Source organism: Bradyrhizobium valentinum, from assembly GCF_001440405.1.
Lineage (GTDB): Bacteria > Pseudomonadota > Alphaproteobacteria > Rhizobiales > Xanthobacteraceae > Bradyrhizobium > Bradyrhizobium valentinum.
In genome coordinates this window covers 42,556-54,080 of the sequence record NZ_LLXX01000052.1, presented here as the reverse complement: position 1 = coordinate 54,080, position 11,525 = coordinate 42,556, and the positions used below count along the sequence as shown (strand labels likewise).

Sequence of the window (11,525 nt, the reverse complement as noted above, 5' to 3'; positions counted from 1 at the left end):
TTCCCCTTGACAACCATATCCCCATACAAGCCCGGATGGAGCGAAGCGCAATCCGGGCTACAAGAAGCGATCTTAACCTAACCCTGTGACTTCAGCGCGCCGGGAAAGTGCCGCTGCAGCACGGCGGTCGGAACCGAATAGGCCTCCTGCAGATCGACGCTCCAGTATTTCAATTCGTCAAGCGGGATCCGCACGTCGGTGATGGCGCAGCGCACATAGGTTCCGGGCGAGATCACGCGGAAATCGCCATCCAGATATTGCACCTGCGCTTCGCCATGGCCCGAGGGGCCGAATTTATTGAGCACCGTCAAACTCTCCCAATGGGCCGGCCGCGAGGGCTGGCCCTAAGTGTATTTTCCAAAATTCGACCTATCATAAATAGGTCGTACTGTCCGCCCCGGAAACCCACCGACTTGTGATGATTTTGTGCCGTCCTGCATGATAGCGTGAATTTTATCGTGCCCGCAGCGTCATACCGATCCGACAGAGACCGATGCGCCTGTTGTCAGCAACGCTATTCCTGACGCTCCTTGCTGCGACCTGCACGGCCGGTGCCGCGCCGTTGCCGGCCCCGCGCCAAGTCGATATCCCGGCGACCGGTCTGACCCTGCACGCGCAGCTCTACAAGCCTGATGGCGACGGCCCGTTTCCCACCGTGATCGCGCTGCATGGCTGCGGCGGATTGGGTGGACAGTCGGAGCCGGTGCAGCCGCGCTACCGCGACTGGGCGGAACAGCTATTGAAGACCGGCCATGCGGTGCTGTTGCCGGACAGTTACGGTTCGCGCGAACTCGGCCCGCAATGCCGCGTCAAGGAGCACCGTGTGCTCGCCCGCCGCGAGCGGGTGGCCGATGTCAACGCATCGCGGAAATGGCTGCTGCAGCAACCCTGGGCCGCGCGTGACCGGATCAGCCTGATGGGATGGGCGAACGGCGCCAGCGCCGTACTGTGGGCCGTGCGTCCGCAACTATCGTCGCGCAGAGTTGAACCGGATTTCCGCTCGGCCATCGCATTCTATCCGGACTGCCGGATCTCGTCCGGCCTCGGCTGGAGCGCGCGCGTGCCGACGCTGCTGTTGATCGGTGCGAAGGACGATATCAGTTCGCCGCAGGCCTGCCGCCAGATGGTGGATGGCGCCCGTGGCCGCAGCGCATTGGCGCGGATCGTGATCTATCCCGGCGCATCTCACGATTTCGACCGTGCCAACCTTCCGCTGCTGGCGATCGCAGGGACCGACGCCGCGTTGCCCGAACGCGGTCATATCGGCACCGATGCGGACGCGCGCAAGGACTCGCAGCAGCGCGTCATGGAGTGGCTGGCGCGCTAAAGCGTTTTCAAGCGAAAGCCTGCCCCGGACTTGATCCGGCGTGGACACCGGTTCGCGTCAAGAAAACGCGTCAAAACAAGAATCTAGAGCCCGGTTCTGATGCAATCAGAACCGAAAAGGCTCTAGAACAGGCTTCCCTGATCAACCGGCTTTGCCACACGCTTGGGCGCGACGGGCTTGGTCTCGCGCGGAACTGGCTTGGCAGGGCCAGCGGGGGCGGTTGTCGCGGCCGGCCGATCCGCATCCGCCGTGGCGCCGACGCGGCCATCAGCAAATTCGATCGACAGATGCGCACTCGGTCCGATCGCGGCGGCGGCGTGGACGGCGTGGCCTTGTTCGTCGCGCACCAGGGCAAAGCCGCGGGCGAGCACACCACGGTAGGACAGTGCCGATAACAACTGGCCGCTATGGGCGACGCGTGCATCGAGCCGCTGCATGGCGGTCTCGAGCGCGCGGCGGGCGCGATCCGCCAGCCGCTGCGTGCGCTCGCGGTTGCGCGCGATAGCGTTGCGCTGCGCCTGGGCGTTGGAGAGTTTTGAGGCCTTCAGCCTGACCTCGAGCCCGGCAAAGCGTTCGCGCCGGTTGCGCAGCAGGGCGCGGGCGGACAGCCGGATACGTTCGCCCGACACGGTGAGACGATGGTTGGCCTGCGCGACCTGTCCGCGCAAAACCTTCAGCGTCAGGCCGGCGCTGAGATGCGAGAAGCGGCGGTGATGGGCGTGCGTATTGGCCTTCAGGCCGCGGGGCAGGGCGGCCCCGAGATGGTCCAGCCGCTGCCGCGGGATCGCCAGCAGTTCGCTTAAACCGGGCAGCGCGCGGGCGGCGGCGCGCAATTCATTGCGGCGGCTCTCCTGCCCGCGCTGCCAGCACACCATCGTGCGCCGCGCCAGGCTTTCGACCTCGACGAACAATTCGCTGCGGACGGGGACGGCCATTTCGGCGGCAGCCGTCGGCGTCGGCGCGCGCTTGTCGGCGGCGAAATCGATCAGCGTGATATCGGTCTCATGGCCGACGGCCGAGATCAGCGGGATCATGCTGTCGGCGGCGGCGCGAACCACGATCTCCTCGTTAAACGACCACAGATCCTCCAGCGAGCCGCCGCCGCGGGCGACGATCAACAGATCCGGCCGCGGGATTCGTCCGGTCTCGGGCAGCGCGTTGAAGCCGCGGATGGCGGCGGCCACCTGTTCGGCCGAGCCTTCGCCTTGCACCTTGACCGGCCACACCAGCACGCGGCGGGGGAAGCGGTCCTGCAGCCGATGCAGGATGTCTCTGATCACCGCCCCGGTCGGCGAGGTGACGACGCCGATCACTTCCGGCAGCCAGGGCAGCAATTGCTTGCGCGCCTCGTCGAACAGGCCCTCGGCGGCGAGCTTGCGCTTGCGCTCCTCCATCAGCGCCATCAGCGCGCCGATCCCGGCGGGCTCGAGCGCTTCGATGACGATCTGGTATTTCGACGAGCCAGGATAGGTCGTGAGCTTGCCGGTGGCGATGACCTCGAGGCCCTCCTGCGGCTTGAACCGCATCCGGGCGTGGGCGAATTTCCAGATCACCGCCTCGATCTTGGCGCTCTCGTCCTTCAGCGCAAAATAGCAGTGGCCCGAGGAGTGCGGCCCGCGAAAGCCGGAGATTTCCCCGCGGACGCGGACATGCCCATAGGCGTCCTCCACCGTCCGCCTCAGGGCGGAGGAGAGTTCCGAGACAGTGAATTCGGGCGCGTTGATCAGGTTCTCAGCAGGCATATCAGAGCTTAGAATCGGCCTTTTCCGGCGCTTCCGCAAGGTGCTGAGGCCGTGACGGGGGTGTCGGGGCACATATCCACACAGGAATAGACACGTTGTTGCGGCCCACCCCTGTCGTGCTAAACCGTCGCGCAATAGCCGGCAACCCTCCATTTGGCTGCACTCCCCATGAACATTCTCCTGCTCGGTTCCGGCGGCCGCGAACACGCTCTCGCATGGAAGATTGCCGCATCCCCGCTGCTTACCAAGCTGTGGTGTGCGCCCGGCAACGCCGGCATTGCGCGGGAAGCTGAATGCGTCGCGCTGGACATCGCGAATCATCCGGCGGTGATCGATTTTTGCAAGAGTAACGCGGTCGATCTCGTCGTGGTCGGCCCGGAGACGCCGCTGGCGGCAGGGATTGTCGACGATCTCGCCAAAGCCGGCATCAAGGCGTTCGGACCGGGCAAGCAGGCGGCGCAGCTCGAGTGCTCCAAGGGGTTTACGAAGGCGCTCTGCACCGAATTCAACATTCCGACCGGCGCTTATGGCCGCTTCACGACGGCTGACGATGCGCTGGCTTATGTGCGCGCGCAGGGCGCGCCGATCGTGGTCAAGGCTGACGGGCTGGCGGCCGGCAAGGGCGTCGTCGTGGCGAAGACCCTGGTCGAGGCCGAGGCTGCGATCGCCATGATGTTCGACGGTGCGTTCGGCTCGGCCGGCACCGAAGTCGTGATCGAGGAATTCCTAGCGGGCCGCGAGATCAGCTTTTTCGCGCTGTGCGACGGCGAGACCGCGATCCCGCTGGCCTCGGCGCAAGATCACAAGCGCGTTTTCGATCACGACGAAGGGCCGAACACCGGCGGCATGGGCGCCTATTCGCCGACGCCGTTCGTGACGGCTGAAATTCACGATCAGATCATGGCGCGGATCATCCTGCCGACCGTCGCCGGCATGAAGCAGCGCGGGGCGCCGTTTCGCGGCGTACTCTATGCCGGCGTGATGCTGACGGAGCAGGGCCCCAAACTGTTCGAATACAACGTCCGCTTTGGCGATCCCGAATGCCAGGTGCTGATGTTGCGGATGATGTCCGACATCGTGCCGGCGTTTCTGGCGGCTTGCGATGGTGAACTGAAGCATTTCGACCTGCGCTGGTATCCGGAGCCTGCGCTGACCGTGGTGATGGCGGCGAAGGGTTATCCCGGCGACTACAAGAAGGGCACGTGCATCGAGGGCCTCGATGATGCCGCCAAAATCGAGGGCGTCGAAATCTTCCATGCCGGCACGGCGGCGAAGGACGGCGCTATCATTGCCAATGGCGGGCGTGTGCTGAACGTGTGTGCGATGGGGAAGACCGTGACCGAGGCGAGAGAGCGCGCCTATCAGGCTGTCGATCGCATTGATTGGCCCGACGGTTTTTGCCGCCGCGACATTGCCTGGCAGGCGGTGGAACAGGAGAGAGGCTAGGCGCTCACGCGCGCCATGCTTTCCGCTCGTCATGCCCGGGCTTGACCCGGGCATCCATCGCTCTGCGCATGAGTCCTCCGAACGATGGATTGCCGGGTCAAGCCCGGCAATGACACCTTTCCCGGCAATGACACCTTTGATGTCGCTACAGCAAATCCCCGCCTGCCGCACTTGCCGTGGTGCCGTGCTCACGGAACGCCTTGATGACGTTCTTGCCGATCCGCCACTTGTGCACCTCGTCCGGACCGTCGACCAGCCGCTGCGAGCGGACCTGGGTGTACCACTTCGCCAGCGGCGTATCCTGGCTGAAGCCGAGCGCGCCGTGGAGCTGTATCGCGGTGTCGATCACCTTGTGCACCATGTGCGCATGGAAGATTTTTGCGATCGAGTTCTCTTGCCGGATATCAAGGCCCTTTTCCGCCTTGTAGGCGATGTGCAGCAGCATCAGGCGGCCGATGTAGAGTTCGCTGGCGCAATCGGCGAGCATGAACTGCACGGCCTGCCGGTCTGCCAATAGCGTGCCGAAGGTCGAGCGCTTGGTGACATGGGCAACGGCCATGTCGAGCGCGCGTTGCGCCTTGGCAACGTTGTGCATGCCATGGCGCAGGCGGCCGTAGGCGAGACGGTGCTGGCCCATCGCAAAGCCGTTGCCTTCGCCGCCGAGCAGATTGTCGGCCGGCACCTTCAGATCCCTGATCTCGATCTCGGAATGGCCGCCGTGGATGACATCGTCATGCGGCCCCTCGATCGCCATGTTCGCGACATTGCGCTTGATCTTGTAGCCGGGGTTCGGCAGCTCGACGATGAAAGTGGAATATTGCTTGTGCCGCGGCGCGTTCGGATCGGTCTTGGCCATCACCAGCGCCATGTCGGCAACGCTGGCGCAGGAGGAGAACCATTTTTCGCCGTTCAGGATGTAGTTCTCGTTGCCGTCCTTGACCGCCGTGGTCTGCATGCCCGTGGCGTCGGCACCGGCGGCCTTTTCCGTCATCGAGAAGCAGATCCGCTTGTCGCCATTGAGCAGGGGTTTAAGGAACTTCTCCTTCTGATATTCCGTGCCGTGAGCGAGGATCGTCATCATCGAGGCGTCGTCGGGCCCCTGCGTGTTCATCGACAGCGCGCCCAGCATGCTTTCGCCGAGCTCCATCTGCACCAGCGCATTGGCCAGCGGCCCGAGACCCATGCCGCCATATTCCTTCGGCACCCACGGGCACCACAGGCCGCGCGCGCGGGCCTTGGCCCGCAGCGGGCCGAGCACTTCGGCGAGCGGCTTGGTGTCGAGTTCCTTCTCCGCGGGGATACATTCCTCATGCACCCATTGGCGGACCTTCTTGCGGATTGCCTTGGCCTCGGCCGGGATTTCGAAATCGATCGACATCGGTGGTTTCCTCGCGTCTTGTTCCTGTTGGTCGGGCTTGAGGGATGGCTTAAACCTGCGGCCTGCCAGCGGCAACGCAAACAAAGTTTGAAGCAGCAAGGAGCGCCCGCCCATGCCCGATCTTGCCGATCTGTTTCCCGGATACGCTTCCGAATGGATCAACACCTCGTCGGGCCGCATCTTTGCCCGCGTTGGCGGCAAGGGTCCGCCGTTGTTGCTGCTGCACGGGTTCTCCTCGACGCATGTGATGTGGCACCCGGTCGCGCCGCAGCTTGCAGACAGTTTCACGCTGATCATCGCCGACCTGCCGGGCTATGGCTGGTCGGACATGCCCCGCAGCGACGACAACCACACGCCCTATACCAAGCGCGCGATGGCGAGAGCGATGGTGGAGGCGATGGAGCAGCTCGGCCATGTCCATTTCGCGCTCGCCGGCCACGACCGCGGCGGACGCGTGTCGTACCGGCTGGCGCTCGATCATCCGGGCCGGCTGTCGAAGCTAGCCGTGCTCGATATCGCGCCGACCTATGATTACTGGGAGAAATTGAACCGCCTCTCGGCGCTGAAGATCTATCATTGGGCGTTTCTGGCGCAGCCGTACCCGCTGCCGGAAACGCTGGTCGCTAGCAACGGAGAATTTTTCCTCAGGTATAAGATGGCGAGCCAGACCAAATCGAAGACGCTCGACGCCATCGATCCGCGCGCGCTGGAGCATTATCTCGCGCCGTTCCGCGATCCCGCCCGCGTACACGCGATGTGCGAAGACTACCGCGCCGGCGCCTATGCCGACTACGAGATCGACAAGGCGGATTTCGAGGCCGGCAAGAAGATCACCATCCCGATGCTGGCGCTGTGGGGCGATGCCGGCGTCGCGCCTGTGGCGGCAACGCCGCTCGATGCGTGGAAGAAATGGGCGACGAAGGTGGAGGGGGCGCCGGTGGATTCCGGGCATTTCCTGACAGAGGAGAACCCGGAAGTGACGGCGAAGCTGCTCAGGGAATTTTTCCTGGCGCCTTGAGTTGACGCGAACCTTTCCACGTCATTGCGAGGAGCGGAGCGACGAAGCAATCCATCTATCCGTTATGCCGCGCGATGGATTGCTTCGCTTCGCTCGCAATGACGGCGGTGGCCTATCGCCTCACCTTGAAAAACTCCCTCAGCAGGGTCGCCGCTTCGGTCTCTCCCACAGCCGAATAAACCTCCGGCACATGATGGCAGGTCGGCTGTGCAAAGAACCGGACGCCGGAATCCACCGCGCCGCCCTTGGGATCGGCGGCGCCGTAATAGAGCCGTCGGATCCGGGCAAACGAGATCGCGCCGGCGCACATCGTGCAGGGCTCCAGCGTAACATAGAGGTCGCAATCGACCAGCCGCTCGGTCCCGATGGCCTCGGCGGCCTGCCGGATCGCCAGTATTTCGGCATGCGCCGTCGGGTCGCGATCGGTCAGCGTCCGGTTGCCGGCCGTGGCGATTACCTCGTAATCCCTGACGATTACGCACCCGATCGGAACTTCGCCGGCTTTTCCGGCGTTTTCGGCCGTTTTCAGCGCTAAATCCATGAAAGAAGGGGCCGTCATGCCTCGTATCATCGAAAGAAACCTGCTATGAGAACCGCCTTCAGCAAACGCGGATACCGGTGTTGCGTGAGAATGCGCCTTGAGCAAAGTGCGCGCGCGTTATCGCTATGACAGCCCATCCGCACCCTGATTGGCAATTCATCCATATTCGAGAGACTATTCATGCCCCGCGATAGCGACAAAAACAACGATTCCCGCGGCCGGCGTGACCGTCCCGGCGGCAACCAGGGCCGCGCCGGCGGTGGTAAGGGCCGCTCCGGGGCGGCGAGGGGGCCGGAGAAGAAATTCGCCAAGCGCGGGTTTGCCGGCAAGGGCGACGGTGATGGGGAGCGGCGTCCCTATGCCGGGAAGCCCGACGGCGCGAAGTCGTTTGGCAAGAAGCCTTATGCGGGTGCGGGCAAGCCCTACGCCGGTAAGCGCGAACGCGACGGCGATCGTCCGCCGCGCCGGGATTTTGGCGATGCGCCGCGCCCGCGCAGCGATCGGCCGTTTACGCGGGATCGCAATCGCGACTCCGGGGATCGCAACAGCGACACCGGTGATCGTCCGGACCGTGGAGCGCGTAAGGATTTTCGCCCGCGCGATGACCGCGGCGGCGAGAAGCGCTCGTTCAAGCCGCGCGGTGATCGGCCGAATTTCAATCGCGACGACCGCGCCCCGCGCCGGGATCGCAAGGGCGACCCTAGGGATCGCGACGATGCTCGCCCGGCGGGACGTTTTTCCGAGCGGAAATTTGGCGACAAGAAGCCTTATGCCCCGCGAGAAGGTGGTGGCGAGAAGCGGCCCTATACGCCGCGCGGCGAAGGTTTTCGCAAAGACGGCGACCGTCCGCGCGGCGATCGGCCCTTTAGCGCCCGGCCGTCCCGCGATGGCGATCGTCCGGAGCGAAAGTTTGGCGGCGACAAGAAGTTCTCGCGCGGTGCGCCTGATCGCGGTCCGCGCAAGAATTTTGGCGCCGATCGCGGTGATTCAAAGCCGTGGCAGAAGCGCGAGGACCGCGGCGAGCGTGACTCCCGTCCCGCCCGTGACGGTGCGCGCAATTTCGATAAACCACGCTTTGACCGGTCGCGCGACGATCGCGGCGGCGAAGAGCGTCCTCGCTTTTCGCGTTCGCGTGAGGACCGGCCGAAGTTCGACCGTCCCCGACAAAGACCGGAAGGCCGCACCGATTGGCAGGAGCATCCGCGCAGCGAAGGCGACCGGCCGCGCCGCGACAATGAAGACGACAGCAGGATTTTTGCAAAGCGTCCCGCCTTCGGTGGCCGCGGCGCCTATCGTGAGCGCACGCCCGATTTCGACAAGCGCGCGCCGCGCGCCGAGCCGAAGCCGAAAAAAGCCGGCGAGCGCATCGCCAAGGTCGTGGCCCGTGCGGGGCTGGCCTCGCGCCGCGATGCCGAGGAATGGATCACGCAGGGCCGCGTCACCGTCAACGGCCGGGTGATCAATTCACCCGCGCTCGACGTCACCGCCAACGACTCCATCGCCGTCGATGGCAAGGTCTTGCCGCCGCGCGAGCGCACGCGGCTGTTCATGTATCACAAACCGCGCGGGTTGATGACGACGCATGCCGACCCCGAGGGGCGGCCGACCGTATTCGACAATCTGCCGGAGGGATTGCCGCGGCTGATCTCGATCGGCCGGCTCGATTTCAACACCGAGGGCCTGCTGCTGCTCACCAACGACGGCGGGCTCGCACGCGCGCTCGAACTGCCCGATACCGGCTGGCTGCGGCGCTACCGTGTCCGTGCCCATGGCGAGATCACGCAGGCGCAGCTCGATGAGCTGAAGAAGGGCGTCGAGGTCGATGGTGTCAAATACGGCTCGATCGATGCGACGCTTGAGCGCGACCAGGGCGCCAATGTGTGGCTGGTGTTTGCGATCCGCGAAGGCAAGAACCGGGAGGTGCGCAACGTCATGGCGCATCTCGGCCTCGAGGTGAACCGGCTGATCCGCGTCTCCTACGGCCCGTTCCAGCTTGGCGAACTCGCGGAAGGCGAGGTCGAGGAGGTCAAGACGCGGGTGCTGCGCGAGCAGCTCGGCGAGAAGATCGCAGCGCTCGCCGGCGCCGATTTCAACCGGCCGATGCCAGGCGAGAAATCCGAAAGTGAGGACGACGCGCCGCGTGGCAAGAAGCCGTTCAAGCCGGCAGGCAAGAGCGCGCTGATCGCCGACCGCAAGGGCCGCCGCGTGCTGGTGCAGCGTACCGGCAGCGAGGAAGCCCGTGCGCGCAACGAGGAAGAAGCCAACGGCTACGGCCCGCCGCGCCGCCCCCGGCGTGGCTATCACGGCAAGCGCGACCTGACGCCGCGGGATGAGTAGGTTGGTCTCTATGGGGTTGGAATTCGCGGTGTCGGGCCTTCACTCCGTTATTGCTTCCGCACGGATGCTCTCTCCGTTCCCTCCCCCCTTGCGGGGGAGGGCTAGGGAGAGGGGTATCCCACGGGAAGTCTGCCCGTGTGGCACCCCCTTCCCCAACCCTTCCCCGCAAGGGGGAAGGGAGCACAGCCGGGCCGCACGTTGATGCGCGTCGTCGGCGGAAGACTGAAGGGTCGCAACCTGGCCTCGCCTTCCTCGCAGGCGATCCGCCCGACGGCGGACCGCTTGCGCGAGTCCGTGTTCAACATCCTGATTCACGCCTACGACGATCCGATTCAAGACGCGCGGGTGCTCGACCTGTTCGCCGGCACCGGCGCGCTCGGCATCGAGGCGGTGTCGCGCGGTGCGGCTTTCACGCTGTTCGTCGACAACGGCGCCGAAGCCCGCGCGTTGTTGCGCAACAATGTCGAGGCGCTTGGCCTTGGCGGGGTGACAAAGGTCTATCGCCGCGATGCCACCAATCTCGGCCCGGCCCATCCGGTCGAGCCGTTCTCGCTGGTCTTTCTCGATCCGCCCTACGGCAAGGGGCTCGCAGAGAAGGCGCTGGTCTCGCTGCGCGATGGCCGCTGGCTGACGCCCGGCGCGCTGCTGGTCGTGGAGGAGGCGAAGGCTGCGGCACTTGCGGCGCCCGAGGGCTTTGAGGAGCTCGATCGGCGCACGTACGACGACACGGAGTTCGTGTTTTTGCGGGCTGCAGCCCAACCCTGATCTGTCGTCCCCGCGAAAGCGGGGACCCATAACCACCGCTGCCGACGATGGTTCGAGCTGCGGCCCCATCGCGCCAGAAGTCTAACGTCGGTGGTTATGGGTCCCGGGTCGCGCTTCGCTTGCCCGGGACGACGGGGGTTGTAGCGTTACCGCCTTCCGAACAGCTTCTCGATATCCGACAGCTTCAATTCCACATAGGTCGGCCGGCCGTGGTTGCACTGGCCGGAGTTCGGCGTGTCCTCCATTTCTCGGAGCAATGCGTTCATCTCTTCCGGCTTGAGGCGGCGGCCGGCGCGGACCGAGCCGTGGCAGGCCATGGTGGCGGCGACATGCATCAGCCGGCGCTCCAGCGGCAGCGCCTCGTCCCATTCGGCCATGTGCTCGGCGAGATCGCGCAGCAATCCCGCAGCATTGGCTTTGCCAAGCAGCGACGGCGTCTCGCGCACCGCCACCGCACCGGGGCCGAAGGATTCGATCGCGAGGCCAAACGAGGCAAGCTCGTCGGCGCGCGCGAGCAGTTTTTCGACAGTGGCTTCGTCAAGTTCGACGATCTCGGGGATCAGCAATATCTGCCGCTGTACGCCGTTCTTCGCCAGCGACGCCTTCAGCTTCTCATAGACGATGCGCTCATGCGCGGCGTGCTGGTCCACGACGATCAGGCCGTCGCGGGTTTGCGACACGATATAGGTCTCGTGGATCTGCGTCCGCGCGGCGCCCAGCGGCCGGTCGAGCAGGTCGGCGGAGGGTTGCGCGTCGAAGCGCACGTCGGCGGTCGGCGCGCCGACATCGAAGGCGGCTTGCCCCGCTTCGGCGAGCGCCATTGCCGCCGCGCCTTCGAACGAGGACGCGGGCCTAACCGGATAGGCCGGCGAACTGCGCCAGTCCCAGTTGGTCGGGCGCGGTGCAAAGGACGGGCGGAACGCCGACAGCGCCGCGCTGTCGGTATTGGCGGCCGTGCGTCTGCCTTCGCG

Annotated in this window: 10 protein-coding genes; 5 read left to right on the top strand and 5 right to left on the bottom strand. The window is 65.1% G+C overall.

What is annotated here, in order from left to right; genetic code table 11:
- Positions 1 to 77: 77 nt before the first annotated feature.
- Positions 78 to 305, bottom strand: coding sequence for a DUF2093 domain-containing protein (locus CP49_RS09460; protein ID WP_057850006.1), 228 nt, complete (start codon positions 303 to 305; stop codon positions 78 to 80).
- Between the two features lie 188 nt (positions 306 to 493).
- Here CP49_RS09460 and CP49_RS09455 point away from each other — a divergent pair, with 188 nt between their 5' ends.
- Entirely contained in the window at positions 494 to 1,327 is an 834-nt protein-coding gene (locus CP49_RS09455) for a dienelactone hydrolase family protein (protein ID WP_057849998.1), read from the top strand.
- A 122-nt stretch (positions 1,328 to 1,449) separates the two neighbouring features.
- On the opposite strand, the gene xseA is transcribed toward CP49_RS09455, so the two are convergent.
- Entirely contained in the window at positions 1,450 to 3,069 is a 1,620-nt protein-coding gene (gene xseA, locus CP49_RS09450) for an exodeoxyribonuclease VII large subunit (protein WP_057849997.1), read from the bottom strand.
- A 168-nt stretch (positions 3,070 to 3,237) separates the two neighbouring features.
- Here xseA and purD point away from each other — a divergent pair, with 168 nt between their 5' ends.
- Positions 3,238 to 4,515, top strand: a complete 1,278-nt coding sequence (gene purD / locus CP49_RS09445; RefSeq protein ID WP_057849996.1) for a phosphoribosylamine--glycine ligase — start codon at positions 3,238 to 3,240, stop codon at positions 4,513 to 4,515.
- Between the two features lie 145 nt (positions 4,516 to 4,660).
- Here the strand turns inward: purD and CP49_RS09440 are convergent, their stop codons facing one another.
- Complete coding sequence (locus tag CP49_RS09440; RefSeq protein ID WP_057849995.1) at positions 4,661 to 5,893, bottom strand: acyl-CoA dehydrogenase family protein; 1,233 nt, start codon at positions 5,891 to 5,893, stop codon at positions 4,661 to 4,663.
- A gap of 112 nt (positions 5,894 to 6,005) precedes the next feature.
- Between CP49_RS09440 and CP49_RS09435 the strand changes: the two genes are divergently transcribed.
- Positions 6,006 to 6,911 carry an alpha/beta fold hydrolase gene (locus CP49_RS09435; RefSeq protein WP_057849994.1) on the top strand — a complete coding sequence of 302 codons (906 nt, stop codon included), beginning with the start codon at positions 6,006 to 6,008 and terminating at the stop codon, positions 6,909 to 6,911.
- A 112-nt stretch (positions 6,912 to 7,023) separates the two neighbouring features.
- On the opposite strand, the gene CP49_RS09430 is transcribed toward CP49_RS09435, so the two are convergent.
- Complete coding sequence (locus tag CP49_RS09430; RefSeq protein WP_245310628.1) at positions 7,024 to 7,470, bottom strand: nucleoside deaminase; 447 nt, start codon at positions 7,468 to 7,470, stop codon at positions 7,024 to 7,026.
- 162 nt (positions 7,471 to 7,632) lie between these two features.
- Between CP49_RS09430 and CP49_RS09425 the strand changes: the two genes are divergently transcribed.
- Both CP49_RS09425 and rsmD read left to right on the top strand, forming a co-directional pair.
- A complete protein-coding gene (locus tag CP49_RS09425) occupies positions 7,633 to 9,789 on the top strand; it encodes a pseudouridine synthase (RefSeq protein WP_057849992.1) in 2,157 nt (718 codons plus the stop codon).
- A 201-nt stretch (positions 9,790 to 9,990) separates the two neighbouring features.
- Positions 9,991 to 10,554 (top strand): 16S rRNA (guanine(966)-N(2))-methyltransferase RsmD, encoded by a 564-nt coding sequence (gene rsmD / locus CP49_RS09420; protein ID WP_057849991.1) that lies wholly within the window; start codon positions 9,991 to 9,993, stop codon positions 10,552 to 10,554.
- A gap of 146 nt (positions 10,555 to 10,700) precedes the next feature.
- Here the strand turns inward: rsmD and CP49_RS09415 are convergent.
- Positions 10,701 to 11,525: DNA mismatch repair MutL family protein (locus CP49_RS09415; RefSeq protein ID WP_476695621.1), on the bottom strand; the 825-nt coding region annotated here is incomplete at its 5' end.